The sequence below is a fragment of the Streptomyces sp. NPDC048603 genome (assembly GCF_043199475.1).
Classification (GTDB): domain Bacteria; phylum Actinomycetota; class Actinomycetes; order Streptomycetales; family Streptomycetaceae; genus Streptomyces.
The window spans coordinates 140,532-165,210 of record NZ_JBICVY010000004.1 but is presented as its reverse complement, the minus strand read 5'-3'; the positions used below and the strand labels follow the sequence as shown (position 1 = coordinate 165,210).

The following is a 24,679-nucleotide window of genomic DNA, read 5'->3' as shown; positions in this document are numbered from 1 at the left end:
GTCCACCCGCACATCCGACTTGATCGGGCACAGGATGTCGGGTCCGGCGGGGCGCCCGCTGCCTAGCGTGGTGATCACGAAAGAGGAAGGGGACCGGAAGTGCTGGAGCGTCTCAACCAGACCCTGGAGTACACCGAGCGCCATCTCGACGAGCAGGTCGACGTGGCCGAGCTGGCGCGTATCGCGGCCACCTCGGAGTACCACCTGCGCCGGATGTTCTCCGCACTCGCGGGCATGCCGCTGTCGGAGTACGTACGGCGCCGCCGGCTCACCGTCGCGGGTGCCGAGGTGCTCGAAGGGCGTGAGTCGCTGTTGGAGATCGCGGTGCGCTACGGCTACGGCTCGGGCGAGTCGTTCGCCCGGGCGTTCCGCGCCATGCACGGGGTCGGGCCGGGCGAGGCCCGGCGCACCGGCGCCGCGCTCGTCTCCCAGCCCCGGCTGACCTTCCGCCTCACCGTCGAAGGGAGCAGCAGCATGCGCTATCGCATAGTGGACAGGCCGGACTTCAACGTCGTCGGCCTCAAGGCCCGGGTGCCACTGGTACACGCGGGGCCGAACCAGGCGATCATCGACTTCGTCCGCGGGATCGACCCGCAGGTCGTGGAGCACCTGGAGAAGCTGTCGGACCAGGAGCCGCAGGGCATCGTCGCGGTCTGCGACGATCTGGACCCGAGCCGCGCCGAAGGCACCGAACTGGACTACTACCACGGGGTGATCACCTCCGCGGCCGCCCCCGAGGGCACCGCGGTCCTTCCCGTCCCGGCCGGCGCCTGGGCGGTCTTCACCACCTCAGGACCGGCTCCGCAGGCCATCCAGGAGCTGTGGCGGGACGTGTTCACCGAGTGGTTCCCGTCCAACCCGTACCGCAGCCGCCCCGGCCCCGAGATCCTGCGCACCCGCCTGTCCCCGGACAAGACCGAAGCCGACGCCGAACTGTGGCTCCCGGTGGAGCGGGACCGGGGCTGAACGAGGCCCTGAGCCGGTGACCACCCCACCGGCGGGCACCGGAAGGCCCCGGCGTCGTCCGACGCCGGGGCCTTCCGCCCGCCCTGCTAGACCCAGGTGTCCAGCCACATGCGGTTGCGCCAGGACTCCATGGGGAGGGTCTCGCCGGTGTAGATCGGCCAGAAGTAGATGAAGTTCCAGATGATCAGCAGGACCAGGACGCCCGCCGTGATGGCGCCCAGGGCGCGGCGGCGTTCCGTCGAGCCGGCCGGGCCCAGGAGGGCGCCGATCATCATCGCCACCGCCAGGCACAGGTACGGGACGAACACCACCGCGTAGAAGAAGAAGATGGTGCGCTCCTGGTAGTTGAACCAGGGCAGGTAGCCCGCGGCCACGCCGCAGGCGATGGCGCCGGCCCGCCAGTCGCGGCGGAACACCCACCGCCACAGCACGTACAGCAGGGCGAAGCAGGCCGTCCACCACAGCAGCGGGGTGCCCAGGGCCAGTACCTCGCGGGCGCACTTGGCCGTCTCGGTGGCCGGGCAGCCGTCGGTGCCGGGGGAGGGGGACTCGTAGAAGTACGAGACCGGGCGGCCCAGGACCAGCCAGCTCCACGGGTTCGACTCGTAGGTGTGGCCCTCGGTCAGCCCGACGTGGAACTTGTAGACCTCGGTCTCGTAGTGCCACAGGCTGGTCAGCCAGTCCGGCAGCCAGGCCGGCCCGCCCTGCTCGGCCGACCAGTTGCGGAAGTAGCCGCCCTTCCCGTTGTCCGGGCTGAGGATCCAGCCGGTCCAGGAGAGCACGTAGACGAGGACCGCCACCGGGACGGTGGAGAGGAACGCGGGCAGGGCGTCCCGGCGCAGCATGGCGGCGTAGGGGGTGCCGGCGCCCGCGACCCGGCGGGAGGCCGCGTCCCAGAGCACCGTCAGCACGCCGAAGAAGGCGAGCACGACCAGGCCGTTCCACTTGGTGCCGAAGGCCAGGCCGAGGGAGACACCGGCGGCGATCCGCCACGGGCGCAGACCGAGCCGGGTGGTCTCCGCGATCAGGGCGTCCGGGCGGGTCCGGCCCTCCTCGTCCACCGGGAGCGCCGCCGCCAGGCGGGCCCGCGCCCGGTCCCGGTCGATCAGCAGGCAGCCGAAGGCGGCCAGCACGAAGAACATCAGCACCAGGTCGAGCAGCGCCGTCCGGCTCATCACCAGGTGCAGGCCGTCCACCGCGAGCAGCGCGCCGGCCAGGCAGCCCAGGAAGGTGGAGCGGAACAGCCGCCGCCCGATCCGGCACAGCATCAGCACCGACAGGGTGCCGAGCACCGCCGTCATGAACCGCCAGCCGAACGGGGTGAAGCCGAACATCCACTCGCCCAGGCCGATCACCCACTTGCCTACCGGCGGGTGCACGACGTAGCCGGGGTCCAGCGGGAGCGCGATCCCGTCCGGATTGGCGATGACCGACTTGTCCACGTCCTTGGGCCAGCTCGCCTCGTAGCCCTGGCGGATGGTCGCCCACGCGTCCTTGGCGTAGTACGTCTCGTCGAATATCACCGCCTTGGGGCTGCCCAGGTGCCAGAAGCGCAGCACTCCCGCGACCAGCGCGACGAGCAGCGGACCGGCCCAGGCCAGCACCCGGCTCACCGCCCCGCCGGCGTCGGCCGGCACGCCGAGGGCCGCCCATAGCTGGCCGGACGGGCGGGCGTACGGCGGCACCAGGCGCGCGCGGACGTCGTCCCGCGGGGGCGGGGCGGGCGCATGGAGCTCGACGGGCGTCGGGGGCGCGGTACTGGTGGTCACCGGGTCATCGTAGGGAACGGATCTGTGCGCCCCCCAGCACCGGGCAGCCCGGGGGTGCGGACTTGAGAGGATGGAGCGGTGACAGACACGCAGCCCGCGCACACCTCCCAGCCCGGCCGGCCCGGCGTCCTCGTCCTGGCCGGCACCCCGATCGGGGACCTCGCCGACGCGCCGCCCCGGCTCGCCGCCGAACTCGAGCAGGCCGACGTCATCGCCGCCGAGGACACCCGGAGGCTGCGCCGGCTCACCCAGGGGCTCGGCGTGTACACCACCGGCCGGGTGCTCTCGTACTTCGAGGGCAACGAGTCCGCCCGTACCCCCGAGCTCGTCGAGGCGCTGCTCGGCGGCGCACGGGTGCTGCTGGTGACGGACGCGGGCATGCCGTCCGTGTCCGACCCCGGCTACCGGCTGGTCGCCGCGGCCGTGGAGAAGGACATCAAGGTCACCGCCGTGCCCGGGCCGTCCGCCGTGCTGACCGCGCTGGCGCTGTCCGGCCTCCCGGTGGACCGCTTCTGCTTCGAGGGCTTCCTGCCCCGCAAGGCCGGCGAGCGGCTGGGCCGGCTCCGCGAGGTCGCGGCCGAGCGGCGCACCCTCGTGTACTTCGAGGCCCCGCACCGGCTCGACGACACCCTGGCCGCCATGGCCGAGGTCTTCGGCACCGACCGGCGGGCCGCCGTCTGCCGCGAACTGACCAAGACCTACGAGGAGGTCAAGCGCGGCGGGCTGGGCGAACTGGCGGAGTGGGCGGCCGAGGGCGTGCGCGGCGAGATCACGATCGTGGTGGAGGGCGCCGCCGAGGCCGCGCCGGGCGATGTGGACGCCGAGGAGCTGGTGCGCCGGGTGCGGGTGCGCGAGGAGGCGGGGGAGCGGCGGAAGGAGGCCATCGCGGCGGTCGCGGCGGAGGCGGGCCTTCCCAAGCGGGAAGTATTCGATGCCGTCGTCGCGGCAAAGAACGCGGCACAAAAGGTGCCGTAGGTCGGTAAAGGGCTAATCTGAAAAGCAAAGATTAGGCCGCGCACCGGGTGTTCCGGGCATGAGTCGCCCAAAGACGGTCCAACAGTCGACATGGCCTGATGCGCTCTTGCCCGAAGTGGCGTCCACTGGCAGTGGACACCACCGCTCAAGAGGAGCCGGCATGAGTGAGATCGCTGACACCCCGGTCGCCGCCCCCAACCCCCGGCCGGCGCCCCCCGCCGGCGTGCAGATCGTGCACGAGGCGTACTCCTTCGCCTGCATGCGCTGCGGGTACGGCTGGGAGCAGGGCTACGAGATCGAGCACCACACCGACATCAACGGCCGGCCCTTCATCGTCTACACGGCGGACGGGCAGCGGGTGCCGTCACCGCTGTCCAACCCGACCTGCCACAACTGCGGCGGCCACGTGGTGCGGATCATGCGGTCCGGCCAGGTCGACACCGTGCTCGGCACGATCGACCGGCTCTACCACCACCGGATAGCCCCCGGGATCGCCGGGCCGGTGCCCGCCGGGGCGAATGTCCCGCGGCCGGCGCGGGCGCCGAAGAAGCGCCCGGCCCACGACTCACCGGGACCGGTGGCGGTCGACCCCGCGGAGGAGGAGCCGAGGCGCGGGACGCTCGCCCGCCTGCTGGCACTGTTCCGCCGGTCATAAGATCGGCGTATGAGCCCCAAGGACTCCAAGGACGAGATGCCGCCGCTGCCCGAGCCGCTCCGGGTGGCGGTGGCCGACTCGCACACCCATCTGGACATGCAGCGCGGCACGGTCGAGGAGGCCCTGGAGAAGGCCGCCTCCGTCGGCGTGACCACCGTCGTCCAGGTGGGCTGTGACGTGAAGGGCTCCCGGTGGGCGGCCGAGACCGCCGCGGCGTACGCCAACGTCCACGCCGCGGTCGCGCTCCACCCGAACGAGGCGCCCAGGATCGTGCTCGGCGATCCCGACGGATGGTCCCGCCAGGGAGCCCGGCCGGGCGGCGGGGACGCCGCCCTCGACGACGCCCTCGCCGAGATCGAGGCCCTCGCCGCGCTGCCGCACGTCAACGCCGTCGGCGAGACCGGACTCGACTACTTCCGCACCGGCCCCGAGGGCATGGCCGCGCAGGAGCGTTCCTTCCGGGCGCACATCGAGATCGCCAAGCGGCAGGGCAAGGCCCTGGTCATCCACGACCGCGAGGCGCACGCCGACGTCCTGCGGATCCTGCGGGATGAGGGCGCGCCCGAGCGCACCGTCTTCCACTGCTACTCCGGGGACGCCGACATGGCCCGCGCATGCGCCGCCGCCGGCTACTACATGTCCTTCGCCGGGACCGTCACCTTCAAGAACGCCCAGCCGCTCCGCGACGCCCTGGCCGTGGCCCCGTCGGAGCTGGTCCTCGTCGAGACCGACGCCCCGTACCTCACCCCGGCGCCGTACCGCGGGCGGCCCAACGCGCCGTACCTCATTCCGCTCACCGTGCGCGCGATGGCCGCGGTGCGCGGCATCGACGAGGACGCGATGTGCGCGGCCCTCGCCGCGAACACGGCTCGCGCGTTCGGCTATTAATCCCTGCGCACGCTGTGTAGCGGGTCGACTTTCCTCCGTAACCGCCGCTCCGCTAGTCTCCCCTGCCCGAACCAGGCCGGGCCGGACCAGTGGAGCGAGCGTCGTGAGCGATACCCAGCCGTACGCGGGCGGCGCGTACGCGCCCCCGGAGGCGCACCCCTTCCCCGGACCCGGCCCGTATCCGGACCCGGGCGCGGTCCCCGATCGGTACGCGGGGCCCGGCGCGGTCCCGGATCCGTACGCGGGGCCCGGCGCGGTCCCGGATCCGTACGCGGGCCAGGCCCCGGATCCGTACGAGGGCCGGGCCCCGGAGCCGTACGGGGGCCAGGCCCCGGATCCGTACGGGGACGCGTACGCGGACCCGTACGCCGGCTCCGCCGCTCCCTACGCGCAGGCCCCGGCCGATCCGTACGCCCCGTACGGCGGCCATCCGTACGGCGAGCCCTACGACGGCCCCGGCGCGTACGGCACGGCGCCCCACGGCGCCCCCGGGTACCCCGCGGCGGACCACCACGACGGCGGTCCCCGGCCGGGCGGCCCGGCCGGCGGGCCTACGGCCGGCCTCCCGGGCGGCCTCGACACCCTCGACACGCTCGGCGCGCTGGATTCCCTCGCTCCGGCCGTTCCCGCCGCTCCGGACGGGACGGGCGCGCCCGACGGCACCGACGGCACCGACGCCACCGGAGGGGGCGGCGGGAGCAGCGGCACCGGGGACGCCGGCGTCCCGGGCCCGCGCTCCGGCCGCCGCCGCAAGACCGCGGACGCCCCGCCGGGACGCCGCGCCCGCGCCCGCGGCCGGGCCGCAGCCCCGGAAGCGGCACCAGCCCCGGCCCCGGCCCCGGCATCCGCGCCGACCGTCCCCGCACCGACCCCCGCCCCCGGCGCGGACCCCGCCCCCCGCGCGGACCCGGCACCGGCCGGCGGCCGGTCCGCCGCCCGGGCCCGGCGCGGCCCCGCCGGAACCGACGGCCTGCGCAAACTCGTCCCGCAGGCCCTGGTCGTCGCCGTGCTGGCCGGCGGCACCTCCGCCTTCGTCGCCGCCGACAAGTCCGTCCGCCTCACCGTCGACGGCGTCCCCCGCACCCTCCACACCTTCGCCGACGACGTCGACGAACTCCTCCGCCGGGAAGGCGTCGGCCTCGGCGAGCACGACCTCGTCGCCCCCGCCCGCACCGCCGCCCTCGACGACGGCGACGAGATCGTCGTCCGCTACGGCCGCCCGCTGCGCCTCACCCTCGACGGCGAGCACCGCCAGGTGTGGACCACCGCCGACACCGTCGAGGCCGCGCTCCGCCAGCTCGGCGTACGCGTGGAGGGCGCCCATCTCTCCGCGCCCCGCACCGCCCCCGTGCCCCGCGGCGGCCTCGCCCTGAACGTCCGCACCGAACGCAGCGTCACCTTCATGGCGGACGGCCGCGAACGCACCATCCGCACCAACGCCGCCACCGTCCGGGAAGCCCTCGACCAGGCCGGCATCGGCCTCGGCGGCCAGGACACCACCTCCGTGCCCCCCGACTCCTTCCCCCGCGACGGCCAGACCGTCACCGTGCTGCGCATCACCGGCACCCGGGAGGTCCGCGACGAGCCGATCCCGTTCGGCACCAAGCGGGTCAAGGACCCCGGCCTGTTCGCCGGGACCGAGGTCGTCGAACGGGCCGGCCGGCCCGGCGCCCGCCGGGTCACCTACGCCCTCCGCACCGTCAACGGGGTCCGGCAGAAGCCCCGGAAGATCGCCGAGGAGACCGTGCGCGAGCCGGTCACCGCCCTGGTGAAGGTCGGCACGCGCCCGCTGCCCAGCTCCGTCGACGGGGCCGACGGACTCAACTGGGGCGCCCTGGCCCACTGCGAGTCCGGCGGGCGGCCCGGCGCCACCGACCCGTCCGGCACGTACGGCGGGCTCTACCAGTTCGACGAACGCACCTGGCAGGGCCTCGGCGGCAGCGGCCGGCCCCAGGACGCGGACGCCGACGAGCAGACGTACCGGGCCAAGAAGCTCTACGTGCAGCGGGGGGCGAGTCCGTGGCCGCACTGCGGCCGTAGGCTTTACCGGTGAGCACCGCAGAGCCGACCGAGCAGCAGCCCGAGCCGCAAGGCACCCCCGACGCCCTCCTGGGCCCCGCCGACATCCGCGAACTGGCCGCGGTCCTCGGCGTACGCCCCACGAAGCAGAAGGGGCAGAACTTCGTCATCGACGCCAACACCGTCCGCCGGATCGTCCGCACCGCCGAGGTGCGGCCCGACGACGTGGTCGTCGAGGTCGGCCCGGGACTGGGCTCGCTGACGCTGGCCCTCCTGGAGGCCGCCGACCACGTCACCGCTGTGGAGATCGACGACATCCTGGCCGCGGCCCTGCCCGCCACCATCGAGGCGCGGATGCCGGCGAAGAAGGACCGCTTCGCGCTGGTCCACTCCGACGCGATGCACGTGCAGGAACTCCCCGGCCCGGCGCCGACCGCGCTGGTCGCGAACCTGCCCTACAACGTCGCCGTCCCGGTGCTCCTGCACATGCTCGACCGGTTCCCGACCATCGAGCGGACCCTGGTGATGGTCCAGGCCGAGGTCGCCGACCGGCTGGCCGCCCGCCCCGGCAACAAGGTGTACGGCGTGCCCTCGGTCAAGGCGAACTGGTACGCCGAGGTCAAGCGGGCCGGTGCGATCGGCCGGAACGTCTTCTGGCCGGCCCCGAACGTCGACTCCGGCCTGGTGTCCCTGGTCCGCCGCACCGAGCCGGTGAAGACCACCGCGACCAAGTCCGAGGTCTTCGCGGTGATCGACGCGGCGTTCGCGCAGCGCCGCAAGACCCTCCGCGCCGCGCTCGCCGGCTGGGCGGGCTCGGCCGTCGCCGCCGAGACCGCGCTGACCGGCGCCGGGATCTCCCCGCAGGCCCGCGGCGAATCCCTCACCGTGGAGGAGTTCGCGGCGATCGCGGAACACAAGCCGGCGGCGGAAAGGCCCGCACTGTGAGCACCACCGCACCCGGTCCCGTCACCGTACGGGTCCCCGCCAAGGTCAACGTGCAGCTCGCGGTGGGCGCCGCCCGCCCCGACGGCTTCCACGACCTCGCCAACGTCTTCCTCGCCGTCTCCCTCCACGACGAGGTCACCGCCACCCCGGCCGCCGAACTCCGGGTCACCTGCGAGGGCCCGGACGCCGACCAGGTCCCGCTGGACCGCACCAACCTGGCCGCCCGGGCCGCCGAACTCCTCGCCGCCCGGCACGGCCTGGAGCCCGCGGTCCACCTGCACATCGCCAAGAACATCCCGGTCGCCGGCGGCATGGCCGGCGGCAGCGCCGACGGTGCCGCAGCCCTGCTGGCCTGCGACACCCTGTGGGGCCTGAACAGCCCCCGCGAGGACCTCCTCGACATCTGCGCCGAACTCGGCAGCGACGTCCCCTTCAGCCTGGTCGGCAACGCCGCGCTCGGCACCGGGCGCGGCGAGCACCTCACCCCCGTCGCGGCCGGCACCTTCCACTGGGTGTTCGCCGTCGCCGAGGGTGGCCTGTCCACCCCGGCGGTGTTCCGCGAGTTCGACCGGCTCACCGCGGGCACCGAGGTCCCGGTCCCGCAGGCCGACCCGGCCCTGCTGGCCGCGCTGCGCTCCGGCCACCCCGACGCGCTGGCCCCCGTACTGGCCAACGACCTCCAGGCCGCCGCGCTGTCCCTGCGCCCGCAGCTGGCCGACACCCTGGAGGCCGGCCTCGGCGCGGGCGCCCTGGCCGCCCTGGTCTCCGGCTCCGGCCCGACCACGGCCTTCCTGGTCCAGGACCCGGAAGCCGCCCTCAAGGTGGCCGCCGCCCTGGAAGCCTCCGGCACCTGCCGCACCACCCGCACGGCCTCGTCCCCGTCCCCGGGAGCCACGGTCCTCCCGGCCTGAACCCGGCCCGGCGAGGGTCGGGCGAGGCTAGGCTGATGGCATCCGACGCGGACCCGGGAGGCAGTGCGATGACCGAGCATGCGGTGGCCGACACGCCGCTGATCCCCATGCCTGCGCTGACCCCGGCCGCCTTGCGGGCGGCCGTGGCTCAGATCGCTCCCGCTCACCTGCCCGCGTTCGTGGAGCACCTGGACCGGGCGGCTGAGCAGAGTGCCGAACAGAGCACCATCGCGCCACTGCGCGCCTTCCTGCAATGGTGGGGTGAATTCGTTGCAATCCAGCGCATCCCCACCCGTGCACGCCGAATGCATGAGCTGGAGACCATCGCCGGCACCGCCTCGGACCGCGACAAGCTGGACGCAGCCGTAGCGGAGATCCAGGAGATTCTGGCCGCCGCCCGCCGCGAGGCCGCCGCGTGAGCGATGCCTGGACGTGGCATTACAACCCGGACGCGGAACACGTCGTCGGCGACCTGCCTGCCGAAGTCGTCGCCGAGGTGCAACGGCTGGCCGAGCAGCTGGCCATCCTGGGCAGGGACGCCGCTGAGGTGGGCCGCGGCCCGGTGGAGGGAGGCGGCTTGCGCACCCTCGACATCTTCGGCGGCCGGGGCTTCCTGATGTTCCTCGCGCCGGAGCGTCTACGGGAAATCTCCGTCGTACGCGTGGTCTGGCTGGGCTGAAGGCGGGCGTACTCAGGCCACGGATGAGTACCTGCGCGCTGACGGCGGGGGCCTGGGCGGCGGGACCGTGTCCCCATGGGACACACCGCCGCCGAACTCGCCGCCGCCACGCCCGCCGGGCGGGACCGGTACGTCGACCTGCTCAGGGCCGGATCGCTGGGCACCGTCGTGCTGGGGCACTGGCTCATGGCCGCCGTCACCGCGGACGGCCGGATGGGAAACCTGCTCGCCGTGGTGCCCGGCCTGCAGCTGCTCACCTGGGCGCTGCAGGTCATGCCGGTGTTCTTCTTCGTAGGCGGGTTCTCGCACGCCCTGTCCTACCGGTCGCTGGCCCGGCGGCTGGACGGGCAGCCCGTCTACACCGCCTTCGTACGGGCCAGGCTGCAGCGGCTGCTGCGGCCGACCCTGGTGTTCGTCGCGGTGTGGACGGTCCTCGCCGCCGCCATACAGCTCGCCGGCGCCGGCGGCGGGCTGACCGGGGCCGCGCTGCGGATCGTCACCCAGCCGCTCTGGTTCATCGGGATCTACCTCGCCATGGTCGCCCTCACCCCGCCGCTGCTGCGCCTCCACGAACGCCACGGCTGGGCCGTCTTCGCCGCGCTCGCCGGCGCGGCCGCCGCCGTCGACCTGCTCAGGTTCGCGGCCGGGGTCCCCTACCTGGAGTTCCTCAACTTCGCCTTCGTCTGGCTGGCCGTCCACCAGCTGGGCTTCCTGCGCGCCGACGGCCGCATCACCCGCCCCGGCCTCCTCGCCGCGGCCGGACTCGCCGGCGCCGTGGTGCTGGTGGCCCGCGGACCGTACCCGCTGTCCATGGTCGGGATGCCCGGGGAGAAGGTCTCCAACATGGCCCCGCCCACCCTCGCCCTGCTCTGCCACGCCCTGTGGCTGGTCGGCGCGGTGGAGCTGCTGCGCGCCCCGGCCGCCCGGCTGCTCGCCCGGCCCCGGGCATGGCGCGCGGTCGTCGCCGCGAACGGCATCGCCATGACGGCCTTCCTCTGGCACCTCACCGCCATGCTCGGCGTGTACGCCGCCCAGCTCGCCCTCGGACTGCCGCTGCCCGCACCCGCCTCCCCCGCCTGGTGGGCCCAGCTGCCCGTACGCGTCCTGCTCGCCGGCCTCGGCACCGCCGCGCTGGTCGCCCTCTTCCGCCGGTTCGAGACCCCGGCCGCACCCCGCCCCGCGGCCCCCGGCCCCGGTCCGCTCGCCGCCCTCGGGATCACCCTGTGCCTGTTCGGCGTCCTCGGACTGTCCATGACCGGACTGGGCGGACTGCTGGAAGGCCACAGCGCCGTCCTCGTCGCCGTACCCGTCACCGCGCCCGTCGCCATCGCGATGGTGATCGGCGGATGGGTGCTGGTCGAGCGCTCCCGGCCCGGCGGGAGCGTTAGGCTGAGGGGCTGATCCATCCCTTTCCCTGGAGCGCGTCTGATGGCCGTCAATCTGGTCAATGTCGAGGCAGTCAGCAAGGTGTACGGCACCCGTACCCTGCTCGACGGCATCTCCCTCGGCGTGTCCGAGGGGGACAGGATCGGTGTCGTGGGCCGCAACGGCGACGGCAAGACCACCCTCATCCGGATGCTCGCCCGGCTGGAGGAACCCGACACCGGGCGGGTCACCCACACCGGCGGCGCCCGCATCGGCATCCTCACCCAGCACGACTCCCTCGACCCGGCCGCCACCATCCGGCACGAGATCATCGGCGACATGGCCGACCACGAGTGGGCCGGCAACGCCCGCATCCGCGACGTGCTGACCGGCCTGTTCGGCGGACTCGACCTGCCCGGCTTCAACCAGGGCCTGGACACCGTCATCGGCCCGCTGTCCGGCGGCGAGCGCCGCCGCATCGCGCTGGCCAAGCTGCTCATCGCCGAGCAGGACCTGCTCGTCCTCGACGAGCCCACCAACCACCTCGACGTCGAGGGCATCTCCTGGCTGGCCCAGCACCTCCAGGAGCGCCGCTCCGCCCTGGTCTGCGTCACCCACGACCGCTGGTTCCTCGACCAGGTCTGCACCCGGATGTGGGACGTCCAGCGCGGTGCCGTCCACGAGTACGAAGGCGGCTACAGCGACTACGTGTTCGCCCGCGCCGAGCGCGAGCGGATCGCCGCCACCGAAGAGGTCAAGCGGCAGAACCTGGTCCGCAAGGAGCTCGCCTGGCTGCGCCGCGGCGCCCCCGCCCGCACCTCCAAGCCGCGCTTCCGGATCGAGGCCGCGAACGCCCTCATCGCCGACGTGCCGCCGCCCCGCGACCGCAGCGAGCTGATGCGCTTCGCCAACGCCCGCCTCGGCAAGACCGTGTTCGACCTGGAGAACGTCTCCGTCCAGGCCGGGCCGAAGGTGCTGCTCAAGCACCTGACCTGGCAGCTCGGGCCGGGCGACCGGATCGGCCTGGTCGGCGTCAACGGCGCCGGCAAGACCTCCCTGCTGCGCGCCCTCGCCGCGGCCGCCCGCACCCAGGGCGAACAGCAGCCCGCGTCCGGTGTGATCTCCGTCGGCAAGACCGTCCGGCTGGCCTACCTCTCCCAGGAGGTCGGCGAACTCGACCCGTCCCTGCGCGTCCTGGAAGCCGTACAGCGGGTCCGGGACCGGGTCGACCTGGGCAAGGGCCGGGAGATGACGGCGGGCCAGCTGTGCGAGCAGTTCGGCTTCACCAACGAGAAGCAGTGGACGCCGGTCGGCGACCTCTCCGGCGGCGAGCGGCGCCGGCTGCAGATCCTGCGGCTGCTGATGGACGAGCCGAACGTGCTGTTCCTCGACGAGCCCACCAACGACCTGGACATCGAGACGCTGACCCAGCTGGAGGACCTCCTCGACGGCTGGCCCGGTACGATGATCGTCATCTCCCACGACCGGTTCTTCATCGAGCGGACCACCGACACCGTGATGGCGCTGCTGGGCGACGCCACCCTGCGCATGCTGCCCCGCGGCCTCGACGAGTACCTCGAGCGCCGGCAGAAGATGATCCAGGCCGCTGCCGCCGCCGGGGCGCCCGCCGCCGCGGCCGCCCCGGCCAAGGAGAAGCCGTCGGGGGACACCCGGGCCGCGAAGAAGGAGCTGCAGAAGATCGAGCGGCAGCTCAACAAGCTCGCCGACCGCGAGTCCAACCTGCACGCGCAGATCGCCGAGAACGCCACCGACTACGACAAGGTGGCCAAGCTCGACGCCGAGCTCCGGGAACTGCTCTCCGAGCGCGACGAGTTGGAGATGCGCTGGCTGGAGCTCGCCGAGGAGGCGTGAGTTCCGGGAGAGTCCGGCGGCATAACGGCGGCGTCACGGGCCGGTCCTACCTCGGGAACAGGGGATGTGACCGGCCCGTTGCCTGTCCTCGGTCAGTGGTAGAAAGGTTCATCCCCCCACTACCCAGACTCGCCGAAGGTATGCGCTGATGACGAACCCGCCGCCCGTTCCTGAGGGTTACGGGCACCTGCCCGGTCCGCCGCAGCACGGGTACGGCGCCCCTCAGCAGGGCTCCAACCCGTACGCGCAGGCCCAACAGCCCCCACAACCACAGCAACCTCCACAGCCACAGCAGCCCCCGCAGCAGCCGCCACAGCCGCAGCAGCCCCCGCAGTTCGGGCAGCCGCCGCAACAGCCGCCGGCCGGCTACGCCTTCCCGCCGCCGGTGCCGCCCGGCCCGCCGCAGACCCAGCCCGGCCGCGGCGGCCTCCCCGGCGGCCGCAAGGGCATCGTGCTGATCGCCGCCGCCGCGGCCGCCGTCATCGCGCTCGGCGCCGGCGGGTACGCCCTCCTGGCCGGCGGGGACGACGACCCCAAGACCCCGCAGGCCAACGGCAGCCCGACCCCGGGCGGCGGCGGGGTGGGCGACGCCCCGTCCCCGACCGCCTCCGTGGACGACGGAGACGGCAAGGGAGGCGGCGGCAGCGAGCAGACGGACCTCAACGCCGGCCGCAAGCCCGGCGAGGACAAGGTCCTCTGGCTGCGCAACAACGACATCGAACTTCCCGGCGGAGGCGCCGAGGCACCCGCCCAGTGGATCGTCGGGGACATCGTCGTCAAGGCCGTCGCCAAGTCCGTCACCGGCTATTCGGTCAACGACGGGAAGCAGCGCTGGACCGTTTCCTTCCCCGCCGAGGTCTGCGGGGCCACCGGGCAGACCACGGCCGACGGCAAGACCGTCGTCATGTTCCAGAACGGCAACTCCAGCACCGCCGACTGCAACCAGATGAAGCTCGTCGACCTGAAGGCGGGCAAGGAGGGCTGGACCAAGGAGCTCCCCAAGGAGGGCCTCTTCGACGGCGGCGGCAAGCCCAGCCTGGCCATCACCGGTGACACCCTCACCGTCAGCCGGCTCGGCGGGGCCAGCGCCTTCAAGGTCAGCACCGGCGACAAGCTGTTCGGCAAGCCGGAGAGCGGCTGCAGGCCGGGCAGCTACGCGGGTGGAGCGAAGCTGATCGCCATCGCCGACTGCGGCGACCAGAGCGAGGAGCTCCAGGGCGTCGACCCGGTCACCGGCAAGCCCAAGTGGGCGTTCAAGATGCCCAAGGGCTGGAGCGTCAACAAGGTCTACGGAACCGACCCGGTCGTGGCCGAGGCCACCAACAAGGCCGAGAAGAAGCGATCCATCATGGTGGTCGGTCCCGACGGCAAGCTGCGCACCCAGCTCACCGGCGAGGGCAGCTTCGCCGCCCGCTGCGGCCTCTCCATCTTCTCCGGACCGCAGAGCTGCACCGGAGTGGTCGTGGACGGCCCCGGCAACACCGTCTACCTGCCCACCGAAGGCGACTCCAACGAGATCGCCGCCTTCGACCTGACCAGCGGGAAGATCAAGTGGCGGGCGCCGGCCGGCCAGGGCCGCAGCGCCGTCCCGCTGAAGGCGGAGAACGGACAGCTGATCGCCTACCTGGAGCCCGACTACGACAAGGGCGGCGAAGTGCTGTCCTTCCCGGCCGGCGGCGGCAAGCCGACCACCCTGCTGCGCAACCCGTCGGGCGCGGCCACCGTCGAGAGCGGCTTCTTCGAGCCGCAGATCGACTGGGCGGGCGGCAGGCTGTTCATCTCGCAGTCCCGCCTGAGCGGCCGCGGCGACGGGCCCGAGAAATTCCTGATGGCCTTCGGCAAGTGAACGACGAGAGGCAGTAAACCGCTATGACCACCCCACCCCCACCGCCGCCGAACCAGCCCCCGCCGCCGCCCGGCCAGCCGCCCGCGGGCGGCTTCGGAGCCCCGCAGGACCCCCGTGCCGGCGGCTTCGGCGCGCCCCAGGACCCCCGCGCCGGAGGCTTCGGCGCACCCCCGCCGGTGCCCCCGCAGCAGCCCGCACAGCCGCCGGCGCCGCCGGCCGCACCGCCGGCCCAGCCCCCGGCCGCCCCCGCGGCACCGGCGCAGCCGCCGGCCGGACAGCCCGGACAGCCCGGCTACGGCTACCCGCAGCAGGGTTACGGCTATCCGCAGACGCCCCCGCCCGCCCAGGGCTACGGCTTCCCGCAGCAGCAGCCCGGCTACCAGCCCCAGCCCCCGCACCAGGCGCCCGACCCGTACCAGACCCAGCCGATGGGCAGCACCGCCCCGGCCGGCCCGGGCGGCAACGCCAAGCGCAACCAGCTGCTCATCATCGGCGCGGCCGTGGTCGCCATCGCCGTCATCCTGGCGGGCGGCTTCTGGCTGGTCTCCGACGACGGCGGCGACGACGACACCCCGGCGGCGACCGGCAGCCCGACCCCGGGCGGCGGCCAGAACAAGGGCGGCGGGACCGGGGGCGGCGGATCCGAGAAGCCGCAGGGAAACACCAATGCCAAGACCCTGATCAACGTCGAGCAGCCCACCGTCCCGCCGGACAAGGACGGCGGCCTCAACACCATCGGCACCTACGGCTCCTGGCTCACCGACTCGGTCTACGCCAAGTCGGACGTCGCCAAGGTCATCGGCTACAGCCTCGACAACGGCAGCCAGAAGTGGTCGGTCCCGCTGCCCGGCCACATCTGCGGCGCCAGCCGGCACGTCTCGGGCGACAAGACCGCGGTGCTCTTCCAGTACAAGCTGCCGACGGCCGAGGAGAAGTCCCCGGCCTGCAGCAACGTCGGGGTCATCGACCTGAACACCGGCAAGCTGGTGTGGTCCGCCGAGGCGAAGTCCGCCAACACCGGCGACCGCAAGGTGTCCTTCGCCGAGGTCACCATCAGCGGCCAGACCGTCGCGGCCGGCGGACTCTCCGGCGGCGGAGCCTGGAACCTCAACGACGGCAAGGTGCTCTGGGAGCCCAAGACCGACAACGAGGGCTGCTACGACCTGGGCTACGGCGGCGGCGAGGCCCTCGCCGTGATCCGCAGGTGCGGCCGGGTCGGCAGCCAGACCGTGCAGGCCCAGGTGCTCGACCCGACCACCGGCGCGCCCAAGTACTCGTACCGGATGTCCCAGGGCATCGAGAACGCCCAGATCCTCGCCACCAAGCCGCTGGTGGTCTCCGCCAACGTCAACTGGACGGCCAAGAACGCCACCGGCGTCAGTGACGTCTTCGTGATCGACGAGGCCGGTGGGCTGAAGAGCACCATCTCGCTGACCAGCGGCAACTACCAGCCGGAGTGCGGCGCCACCGAGGTGGAGGACTGCACGAAGTACGTCGTCGGAAACGGCCGGCTCTACCTGCCGACCATCGAGCACCAGGGCAGCGGCAGCTCCGGCAGTTCCCGCACGAACGAGATCCTGTCCTTCGACCTGAACACCGGTAAGCAGACCACCGACCGGGCCGACGCGGGTGAGCGCTACACCATGTTGCCGCTGCGCATGGACGGTTCGAACATCATCGCCTACAAGCGGCCCCCCTACGACAAGGGCGGACAGGTCGTCAGCATCGACAGCGCGACGATGAAGGAGACCGTGCTCATGGTCAACCCGGACGACAAGGAAACCCGCAGGGCGGAGACCGGGTTCGTCGCGGAGAGCGCCGAGTTCCGCTACGCCGACGGCCGCCTGTTCATCGCGGACGACCTCATCAGCAGCTCGAGTTCCATCGACAAGAAGTACCTCTTCGCCTCCTTCAGCGTGCACTGAATGCGGCCGAGCGGTCCCTCCGCGGGAGAGGCAGGGCCTATGCTGCCACTGAACATCTCAAGATCATTTGAGTTCGCATGCCCGGAGGAGTGAGCGTGAAAGCCCTGAAGAAGCACTGGAAGTCCGCGGGGGTCATGGCCGGTGCGGCGGCGACGGTGCTGATGGTCGCCGGACCGGCTTCGGCGACGGCCGTCGTCGGTGCCGAGGTTCCCGGTGCGCGCGGCGAGATGGCGGTGGACTGGGTCAGCAACAAGACCGCCAACCCGATCGACCTGAAGGTGACGGACACCGAGGCGGACGGCAGGGTGGCGAAGATGCGCGTCGTCGCATCGACCGGAAGCGGGCAGAAGGCGTATGCCTGGCGGACGGCGTCCGGTCAGTGGGCCAACACCAAGGCCGTGACGCACCTGACCGACAGCTCGACCATCTACTGGCTCCGGATCGAGGTCTGCCGGGTGTCCAACGCCGGCCCGGAGCAGTGCTCCCTGTCGGGGAAGATCTCGAACCCGTACGCGTAACCCGCGGGCCCGGGCAACCGGGTCGCCGGAACGAGCCCCCGGAAGGTCCGTCCTTCCGGGGGCTTCTGCGCGGTATCCCGGACGTGCCCTCGAACAAGCGTGTAGCTTCCCGGGACATGGGCGTACGGGTGATGGTGGTCGACGAGCACCGGCTGCTGGCCGAGGCGCTCGCCTCTGCGCTGAAACTGCGCGGGCACCGGGTGCTGGCCGCGGCCGCGCCGGCCGCCGGGGCCGCCGAGCTGGTGATCAGCCGCGCCCCCGAGGTGTGCCTGCTGGGCACCGCATCGCCCGCCGAGCCGGGGGTCTTTGAACCGGTGGTGCGGATCAAGCGGGAGCGCCCGCAGATCGCCGTGGTGGTCCTGGGCCCGGTGCCCAGCCCGCGCGGGATCGCCGCGGCGTTCGCGGCCGGTGCCTCCGGGTACGTGCGCCAGGACGAGCGCATCGAGGGCGTGGAGCGGGCCCTGGCCAAGGCCAGGGCCGGTGAGGTCGCCATCTCCCCGCAACTGCTCCAGGGGGCCTTCGCGGAGCTGCTGAACCCGGCCGCGCAGCCCGACGACGAGGGCAGCCGGCTGCTGCGGCTGCTGACCCCGCGCGAGGTGGAGGTGCTGGTGCGGGTCGCGGAGGGCGAGGACACCCGGCTGATCGCGGCCGGCATGGCCATCGCCCCGAGCACCGCCCGCACCCACGTGCAGCGGGTGCTGATGAAGCTGGGCGTGGGCTCCCGGCTGGAGGCTGCCGCGCTGGCCGCCCGTACCGGACTGCTGGACCGGGCCACCGGGCCGTCCGCCTGACCGGACCGGGGCGGGGCCGTCCCCTGTCGGGCCACCCCCTGTCGGGCCGTCCCCTGTCGGGCCGCCCCCGTTCCGGGCCGCTCCCGGGTCCCGGCCGCACCCGTTCCGGAGGCCCCGATTTCCGCGCGGGCCGCCGGATCGGGTAAGCCAGAGTCGGACAGGCCGCGCGACGAAGCGCGGCCGGCGACTGCGAGAGGTAGCGAACGAGTGAGCAAGTACCTGGTCACCGGCGGCGCCGGTTACGTGGGCAGCGTGGTCGCCGCCCACCTCCTGGAAGCCGGCCACGAGGTCACCGTCCTCGACAACCTCTCCACGGGCTTCCGCGAGGGCGTCCCGGCGGGCGCCGCCTTCGTCGAGGCGGACATCCGCGACGCCGGGCGCCACCTGGACCCCTCCTACGAGGCCGTGCTGCACTTCGCCGCCTTCTCCCAGGTCGGCGAGTCCGTGGTGAACCCGGGCAAGTACTGGGAGAACAACGTCGGCGGCACCATGGCGCTGCTCGCCGCGATGCGCGGAGCGGGAGTGCGGAAGCTGGTGTTCTCCTCCACCGCGGCCACCTACGGCGAGCCGGCCGCCACGCCGATCACCGAGTCCATGCCGACCGCGCCGACCAACCCGTACGGCGCGTCCAAGCTGGCCGTGGACCACATGATCACCGGCGAGTGCGCGGCGCACGGCCTGGCCGCCGTATCGCTGCGCTACTTCAACGTGGCGGGCGCCTACGGGGAGTACGGCGAGCGGCACGACCCGGAGAGCCACCTCATCCCGCTGGTGCTGCAGGTGGCGCTGGGGCGGCGCGCGGCGATCTCGGTGTTCGGCGACGACTACCCGACCCCGGACGGCACCTGCATCCGCGACTACATCCACGTCGCCGACCTCGCCGAGGCCCACCTGGCGGCGCTGGACGGCGCGCGCGACGGCGAACACCTGATCTGCAACCTGGGCAACGGCAACGGCTTCTCGGTGCGCGAGGTCATCGAGACCGTCCGCAAGGTCACCGGCCACGAGATCCCCGAGGTGATCGCCGAGCGCCGGGCCGGGGACCCGGCCGTCCTGGTCGCCTCGGCACGCGCGGCGCACGAGAAGCTCGGGTGGACCCCGCGCCGTGCGGACCTCGCCGGGATCGTCTCGGACGCCTGGGAGTTCGCGCGGCGCCGCGAGACCGGGCAGAACTGACGCGCCGGACTGGGCAGAACTGAAGCGCCGGGCCGGGCAGGAGTGAAGTGCCGGGGCCGGGCGGAACCATCGCGCCGGGCCCGGCCGCGGCAGCCCGCAGGGCGGCGCCGCGGTGCCCGGCTGAGCGGGACCGAGCACCTCTGAGCAGGGCCGGAGCCGGACGCTCCGGGGTTCGCGCCGGATCGGAACCGGGGGAGTGCGCGGGCGTGTGCGCGCTGGGACCGCACCATGTGCGCGGGCGCTCGGCGCGTACACGCTGCGTGAAATGCCCCTCACGCAACTGCCCGTGGCACGCGCCGGGCGGGAATCCCCCTGCCGAGCCGTTCAGATGGGCGATTTCCGGCCACCGGCAGGCCCGTTCGGGGCACGCCTCGCCGGAAAACAGCTCGGAAAACTTCTGCTATTCGGCCAACCATCGGCCGCCCACCGTCCTACGCTGAAGCGTGACACCGGTGGGGGCCGGTGTTGATTCAGGGGTCGAGACACGTCGGGTACGACGTCCGGTCCGGGGTAATGCAGTGAAGACGTGGCGGCGGCCGCGGCGACTGTGGACCACCGGGTCCCGGGCGTCGTACCCGCCGTCGTCCGTTCCGCGACCCGTGGGGGTGGCTGTGGTTCGTATCAGGGTTCTCGTGGTGGACGATCACCGTATCTTCGCCGAGTCGCTCGCCGCCGCGCTCGCGGCCGAGCCCGACGTGGAGGTCTCGGCGGCGGGCAGCGGTCCCGCCGCGCTGCGCTGCCTCGACCGCGCCGCGGCCGAGGGCCGCCGCTTCGACGTGCTGCTGGTCGACGCCGACCTCGGCGCCTCCGCGCCCGCGGTGCCGGCCCAGCGCGAGCCGGGACCGGCGCAGCCGGCGGCCGCACCGGCGTCCCACTCCGCCCAGGCGGGCGGCACCGGGGACGGCATCGCCCTGGTCGCGGGCGTCCGGTCCGCGCACCCGGCGGTCCGTACGGTCGTGCTGGCCGAGCGGGACGAGCCCCGCCGGGCGGCACTCGCGTTGCAGGCCGGGGCCTCCGGCTGGGTCGCCAAGGACTGCTCGCTGTCCCGGCTGCTCGCGGTGATCCGCGGAGTGCTCCGGGAGGAGACGCACCTGCCGCCCGCACTGCTCACCGGGGTGCTGCGGGAGCTGACGGCGGCCCGCAAGCACCGCACCGACAGCGAGCGGCTGGTGGAGTCGCTGACCCCGCGCGAGCACGAGGTGCTCCGCTGCATGGTGGCCGGGCTGGGCCGGAAGGACGTGGCCGCGCGGCTGTTCCTCTCCCCGCACACCGTCCGCACCCATATGCAGAACGTGCTCGGCAAGCTGGGCGTGCACTCCACGCTGGCCGCGGTGGCCTTGGCCCGCCGGGCCGGTGTACGGCCCGCCGACCTGGGACCGGGACTAGCCGGGAATGTTGTCGAACGGAGCGGTCAGCCGGCGTAGCAGCGCGGCCAGGTCCGCGCGCTGGCCCCGGGAGAGCCGGGCCAGGATCGCCCGCTCCTGGGCGAGCAGCCCGGCGAGCGCCTGGTCGGCGGCCTCGCGCCCGTCGGGCGTCAGCCGCACCAGTACCCCCCGGCGGTCGCTGGGGTCGGGCAGCCGCTCGACCAGGCCCTTCTTGGCGAGCCGGTCGATCCGGTTCGTCATGGTCCCGGAGGTGACCAGGGTCTGGGTCAGCAACTGGCCGGGAGAGAGCTGGTAGGGCGCGCCCGCGCGGCGCAGCGACGTCAGGACGTCGAACTCCCACGGCTCCAGATTGTGCTCCGAGAAGGCGAGCCTGCGGGCCCGGTCGAGGTGGCGCGCGAGCCGGGACACGCGGCTGAGCACTTCGAGCGGCTCCACGTCGAGGTCAGGGCGCTCCCGCCGCCATGCCGCGACCAGTCGGTCGACCTCGTCCTCCATGCGGATCATTGTAAGGGGTCTGTCGATATGAAGTCTCTTGACGTCAAGATATATTTTCCGCCACCCTGGGCATGGAGGGGGCCGGACCCGACTTCCGGTTCCATCCGCCCTGCCAGTAGGGAGGCTCGAACATGCATTCCGACATCGCGCCAGGCCCGTGCCCCACGGCCACCGTCGACTCCGAGGCTGCCTCGCCCTCCACGCCCAACCCACCCACCTGGGACCCCCAGCAATACCTACGCCATGCGAGCCATCGCACCCGCCCGTTCCTCGATCTCCTCGCGCGGATACCGGAACTGCCCACCCGGCCCGCGCGCATCGCCGACCTCGGCTGCGGCCCCGGCAACGTCACCGCCCTGCTCGCCGAGCGCTGGCCCGAGGCCCGCATCACCGGCTACGACCTCTCCCCGGAGATGCTCCACCGGGCCCGCCAGGAACACTCCGGACCCACCCCGGGCGGCGGCAGCCTCGACTTCCGGCCCGCCGACCTCGCCACCTGGATGCCCGAAGAACAGTACGACCTGATCGTCTCCAACGCCGCCCTGCAATGGGTCCCCGGCCACGCGGGCTCCTTCGCCGCCTGGATCAACGCGCTCCGCCCCGGAGGCACCTTCGCCTTCCAGATCCCCGGCAACTTCACCGCCCCCAGCCACTCCCTGCTCGCCGCGCTCTGCGACCACCCGCGCTGGCAGTCCCGGCTCGGCGGCCAGGGCGCCCACTACGTCCACCTCCTCGAACCCTCCGAGTACCTGGCCCGGTTCACCGAGCTCGGCTGCGCGGCCGACATCTGGGAGACCACGTACCACCAGCTGCTGTCGGGACCCGACCCCGTCCTCGACTGGGTCAAGGGCACCGCGCTCCGGCCCGTGCTGACCGCCCTCGGCGACGACCGCCAGGCCGCCGAGGACTTCCTGCTCGAATACCGGGACCTGCTGCGCGGGGCCTATCCCCCCGGTCCCCGGGGCACCGTGTTCCCGTTCCGCCGCATCTTCGCCATCGCCCGCAAGGAGGCATGACCGTGCTCACCGCAGTCGACCACGTCCAGCTCGCCGCACCGCCCGGCTCGGAGGACCTCCTCCGCGGGTACTACGTGCACGTCCTGGGCATGACCGAAGTCCCCAAACCTCCCGTACTGGCGGCCCGCGGCGGCTGCTGGTTCGCCGCCGGACCGGTGCAGCTGCACCTGGGCGTGGAGGAGGACTTCCGGCCCGCCCGCAAAGCCCACCCGGGCCTGCGCGTGTCGGGCATCGAGCGGTACGCGCGGCAGCTGGAGGAACGCGGCGCCAAGGTGGTCTGGGACGGCAACCTTCCGGGCCACCGCCGCTTCTACTCCGAGGACCCGGTGGGCAACCGCCTGGAGTTCCTGGAGCCGGCGGGCGCGGAAGGCGCGGAAGGCGCGGAAGGCACGGAAGGGTGAGCCGCACCCGGTTATGACGCGGCGGCGCCCCGCCACCGGGAGGTCCGGTGACGGGGCGCCGCCATGTGCCGTGCTGGTGCTGCTCGTGCGTCAGTTGAACTGGGTGTAGGTGTTCCAGCCCTGGGCGAGCCACTGGCGGCCGGCGAAGGCGCTGGTGCCACCCCAGCCCTGGGAGCGGTAGAGCCACATGGTGCCGCCGGAGTCGCGGGCGATCAGGTCGGCGCGGCCGTCACCGTTGAGGTCGCCGGGGACGGCGATGCCGGTGTAGCCGTTCCAGCCGCCGCTGTACCACTCGCGGGCGCCGAACGGGGCCGAGGCGTTGCCGGTGCCCTTGTAGACGTACAGGTGGCCGTCGTGGGAGGCGGCCACGATGTCCGGGCGGCCGTCGCCGTTGATGTCGCCGCCGCCGACGATCGTCTTGTAGCTGTTCCAGCCCGGGCCGACCTTGACCGGGCTGCCGAACCAGGTGCCGGTGCCGTTGCCGGAGCGCAGCCACAGGTTGCCCCAGGTGTCACGGCTCAGCAGGTCGCCCCTGCCGTCGCCGTTGAGGTCACCGGGGCCGACCACCAGGTTGGTGTTCGAGAAGTCACCGCTGACGTTGGCGCCCTTGTTGCGGTTGTGGAGGGTGGTGCCGTTCCAGATCAGACGGTGTGTCCAGTTGATCTTGTCCAGGCCCGCGGCGTTGACCAGCGTGCCGCCCTCCCACTTCACCGGCCAGTCGAGAGGCTTGTCGTAGAAGCGGCCGTTGGTCTTGTTGACGTGCTCCCAGATCTCGTTCGTGCCGTCGATCCCGCTCACGCTGTGCTTGCCGTAGACCGGGGTGACGCCGGAGTTCACGAGGATCTCCTCGGCCTGCCAGCCGCTGCCGTTCTTCTCCCGGGCGGAGAACTTGCCGTTGCCCAGCGAGGCGTAGAAGTACAGGTCACCGCCCGGCAGGACGCCGAAGAGGTCGGCCTTGCCGTCGCCGGTCCAGTCGTCAGCGGCGACGATCTTGTTGTAGGTGTTCCAGCCGCCGCCGACCCAGGTGCGGGCCTTGAACGGCGCGGAGGTGCTGCCGGTGCCCTTGTAGTAGTACAGGTTGCCGTTGAGGTCCTTGGCGAGGAGGTCGGCGTAGCCGTCCGCGTCCACGTCGTTGGCGCCCACGATCTGGTCGTAGATGCCCCAGCCGCCGCCGACCTTGACCCGGCCGGCGAAGGGCTCGCCGGTGGCCGCGCCGGTGGCGCGGTACAGGTAGAGGTCACCGGACGGGGTGCGGGCGAGCAGGTCGCCGCGGCCGTCGCCGGTGAGGTCGCCGGCGGCGATCAGCTTGTTGTAGATCTGCCAGCCCGTGCCGGTCCAGGTCGCTGCCTGGGTGCCGGTGTTGTACGCCTGGTGCATGGCCAGACGGCCGTCCCCGTGCCACAGCAGGAGCTCGGGGCCCCAGCCGCCGCGGATGTTGCCGACCGCGACGACGTCCCGCGGGGTCTCGGTGGCCTCGTTGGTGACCTTGAACGGGGTGACGCTGTTCGTCGAGGACTGCAGCGAGTTGTAGTACGCGAAGTGGTTGCGGAACAGGAAGTCGGACCAGCCGTCCCCGTCCAGGTCCAGACGCGGCTTCGCCCGCTTGAAGGCGAAGGTGCTCTTGGCCGGGCCGGACGCGGAACCACCCGGCTTCACCGTCAGCTGCGGCGTCGGGGCGGAGGCCGACGGCTTCGGCTTGGCGGGCTCGCCGGCGGCGACGGCCGGGCCCGCCGACAGCAGGGTGCCCGCGGCGAGCGCGAGGGCGGTGCAGGCCGCGATGCGGCCCATGCGCTGGGAGCGCGAAGAAGACAAGGGTTCCCCCTGGATCAGGTGAAACCGGGTGGATGCCGACACGCATGGCGGCGCACATGCAGGAGGCGCGCGGAATCGAGCATTCCCCCCCGGGAAAGTGATCGAAGACTATCCGCGCGGCCGGAGAGGCAGAAGAGGTTTTCCGTACAACCTTTCGGCCGCAGGCACGTCGTCAGCGCCTCGTCGGTACGTCGGCACGTCGGTGCGTCGTCGGCCGGAAATGCGGGGGCGCCCCGTCACCGGGAGGTCCGGTGACGGGGCGCCGCCATG

Annotated in this window: 22 protein-coding genes; 19 read left to right on the top strand and 3 right to left on the bottom strand. The window is 73.0% G+C overall.

Annotated features, from left to right (window positions below):
• Positions 1 to 99: 99 nt before the first annotated feature.
• A complete protein-coding gene (locus ACGFQ9_RS10540; RefSeq protein ID WP_393573257.1) occupies positions 100 to 966 on the top strand; it encodes a GyrI-like domain-containing protein in 867 nt (288 codons plus the stop codon).
• 86 nt (positions 967 to 1,052) lie between these two features.
• Here the strand turns inward: ACGFQ9_RS10540 and ACGFQ9_RS10535 are convergent, their stop codons facing one another.
• Positions 1,053 to 2,735 (bottom strand): dolichyl-phosphate-mannose--protein mannosyltransferase, encoded by a 1,683-nt coding sequence (locus tag ACGFQ9_RS10535; protein ID WP_393573256.1) that lies wholly within the window; start codon positions 2,733 to 2,735, stop codon positions 1,053 to 1,055.
• Positions 2,736 to 2,813: 78 nt separating this feature from the next.
• On the opposite strand from ACGFQ9_RS10535, the gene rsmI reads away from it, so the two are divergent.
• The 16 genes from rsmI to ACGFQ9_RS10455 all read left to right on the top strand — a co-directional run bounded on the left by rsmI (position 2,814) and on the right by ACGFQ9_RS10455 (position 20,724).
• Positions 2,814 to 3,710: a 16S rRNA (cytidine(1402)-2'-O)-methyltransferase gene (gene rsmI, locus ACGFQ9_RS10530; RefSeq protein ID WP_393573254.1), complete on the top strand. Its 897-nt coding sequence runs from the start codon at positions 2,814 to 2,816 to the stop codon at positions 3,708 to 3,710.
• Positions 3,711 to 3,870: 160 nt separating this feature from the next.
• A complete protein-coding gene (locus tag ACGFQ9_RS10525) occupies positions 3,871 to 4,365 on the top strand; it encodes a hypothetical protein (RefSeq protein ID WP_393573252.1) in 495 nt (164 codons plus the stop codon).
• Between the two features lie 9 nt (positions 4,366 to 4,374).
• Positions 4,375 to 5,253: a TatD family hydrolase gene (locus ACGFQ9_RS10520; RefSeq protein WP_393573250.1), complete on the top strand. Its 879-nt coding sequence runs from the start codon at positions 4,375 to 4,377 to the stop codon at positions 5,251 to 5,253.
• A gap of 601 nt (positions 5,254 to 5,854) precedes the next feature.
• On the top strand, positions 5,855 to 7,306 hold the full coding sequence (locus tag ACGFQ9_RS10515; protein WP_393573761.1) for a ubiquitin-like domain-containing protein: 1,452 nt from the start codon (positions 5,855 to 5,857) through the stop codon (positions 7,304 to 7,306).
• Positions 7,303 to 8,217: a 16S rRNA (adenine(1518)-N(6)/adenine(1519)-N(6))-dimethyltransferase RsmA gene (rsmA, locus tag ACGFQ9_RS10510; RefSeq protein WP_393573248.1), complete on the top strand. Its 915-nt coding sequence runs from the start codon at positions 7,303 to 7,305 to the stop codon at positions 8,215 to 8,217. Before ACGFQ9_RS10515 ends, rsmA begins: the two co-directional genes overlap by 4 nt.
• The gene (locus ACGFQ9_RS10505) at positions 8,214 to 9,128 is read left to right on the top strand and encodes a 4-(cytidine 5'-diphospho)-2-C-methyl-D-erythritol kinase (protein WP_393573246.1); all 915 of its coding nucleotides are present in this window, start codon (positions 8,214 to 8,216) and stop codon (positions 9,126 to 9,128) included. The genes rsmA and ACGFQ9_RS10505 overlap by 4 nt, the downstream gene beginning before the upstream one ends.
• Before the next feature lie 68 nt (positions 9,129 to 9,196).
• A complete protein-coding gene (locus tag ACGFQ9_RS10500) occupies positions 9,197 to 9,547 on the top strand; it encodes a DUF6247 family protein (RefSeq protein WP_393573244.1) in 351 nt (116 codons plus the stop codon).
• A complete protein-coding gene (locus tag ACGFQ9_RS10495) occupies positions 9,544 to 9,807 on the top strand; it encodes a hypothetical protein (protein WP_393573243.1) in 264 nt (87 codons plus the stop codon). The genes ACGFQ9_RS10500 and ACGFQ9_RS10495 overlap by 4 nt, the downstream gene beginning before the upstream one ends.
• A gap of 75 nt (positions 9,808 to 9,882) precedes the next feature.
• Complete coding sequence (locus ACGFQ9_RS10490) at positions 9,883 to 11,208, top strand: acyltransferase (RefSeq protein ID WP_393573241.1); 1,326 nt, start codon at positions 9,883 to 9,885, stop codon at positions 11,206 to 11,208.
• Positions 11,209 to 11,235: 27 nt separating this feature from the next.
• Entirely contained in the window at positions 11,236 to 13,044 is a 1,809-nt protein-coding gene (locus ACGFQ9_RS10485; RefSeq protein ID WP_393573239.1) for an ABC-F family ATP-binding cassette domain-containing protein, read from the top strand.
• Positions 13,045 to 13,192: 148 nt separating this feature from the next.
• On the top strand, positions 13,193 to 14,890 hold the full coding sequence (locus tag ACGFQ9_RS10480; RefSeq protein ID WP_393573237.1) for a PQQ-binding-like beta-propeller repeat protein: 1,698 nt from the start codon (positions 13,193 to 13,195) through the stop codon (positions 14,888 to 14,890).
• Between the two features lie 23 nt (positions 14,891 to 14,913).
• A complete protein-coding gene (locus ACGFQ9_RS10475; protein ID WP_393573235.1) occupies positions 14,914 to 16,815 on the top strand; it encodes a PQQ-binding-like beta-propeller repeat protein in 1,902 nt (633 codons plus the stop codon).
• A gap of 95 nt (positions 16,816 to 16,910) precedes the next feature.
• On the top strand, positions 16,911 to 17,333 hold the full coding sequence (locus ACGFQ9_RS10470; protein ID WP_393573233.1) for a hypothetical protein: 423 nt from the start codon (positions 16,911 to 16,913) through the stop codon (positions 17,331 to 17,333).
• Between the two features lie 116 nt (positions 17,334 to 17,449).
• Positions 17,450 to 18,124 (top strand): response regulator transcription factor, encoded by a 675-nt coding sequence (locus ACGFQ9_RS10465; RefSeq protein ID WP_393573232.1) that lies wholly within the window; start codon positions 17,450 to 17,452, stop codon positions 18,122 to 18,124.
• A gap of 207 nt (positions 18,125 to 18,331) precedes the next feature.
• Positions 18,332 to 19,300: a UDP-glucose 4-epimerase GalE gene (gene galE, locus ACGFQ9_RS10460; RefSeq protein WP_393573230.1), complete on the top strand. Its 969-nt coding sequence runs from the start codon at positions 18,332 to 18,334 to the stop codon at positions 19,298 to 19,300.
• Between the two features lie 611 nt (positions 19,301 to 19,911).
• On the top strand, positions 19,912 to 20,724 hold the full coding sequence (locus ACGFQ9_RS10455) for a LuxR C-terminal-related transcriptional regulator (RefSeq protein WP_393573228.1): 813 nt from the start codon (positions 19,912 to 19,914) through the stop codon (positions 20,722 to 20,724).
• Here the strand turns inward: ACGFQ9_RS10455 and ACGFQ9_RS10450 are convergent.
• Positions 20,683 to 21,180 (bottom strand): MarR family winged helix-turn-helix transcriptional regulator, encoded by a 498-nt coding sequence (locus ACGFQ9_RS10450; RefSeq protein WP_393573226.1) that lies wholly within the window; start codon positions 21,178 to 21,180, stop codon positions 20,683 to 20,685. The genes ACGFQ9_RS10455 and ACGFQ9_RS10450 overlap by 42 nt on opposite strands.
• Positions 21,181 to 21,311: 131 nt before the next feature.
• On the opposite strand from ACGFQ9_RS10450, the gene ACGFQ9_RS10445 reads away from it, so the two are divergent.
• Positions 21,312 to 22,196 (top strand): trans-aconitate 2-methyltransferase, encoded by an 885-nt coding sequence (locus tag ACGFQ9_RS10445; protein WP_393573224.1) that lies wholly within the window; start codon positions 21,312 to 21,314, stop codon positions 22,194 to 22,196.
• Positions 22,193 to 22,597 (top strand): VOC family protein, encoded by a 405-nt coding sequence (locus tag ACGFQ9_RS10440; RefSeq protein ID WP_393573222.1) that lies wholly within the window; start codon positions 22,193 to 22,195, stop codon positions 22,595 to 22,597. The genes ACGFQ9_RS10445 and ACGFQ9_RS10440 overlap by 4 nt, the downstream gene beginning before the upstream one ends.
• Positions 22,598 to 22,687: 90 nt before the next feature.
• Here the strand turns inward: ACGFQ9_RS10440 and ACGFQ9_RS10435 are convergent, their stop codons facing one another.
• The gene (locus ACGFQ9_RS10435; protein ID WP_393573220.1) at positions 22,688 to 24,409 is read right to left on the bottom strand and encodes an FG-GAP repeat domain-containing protein; all 1,722 of its coding nucleotides are present in this window, start codon (positions 24,407 to 24,409) and stop codon (positions 22,688 to 22,690) included.
• Positions 24,410 to 24,679 lie beyond the last annotated feature (270 nt).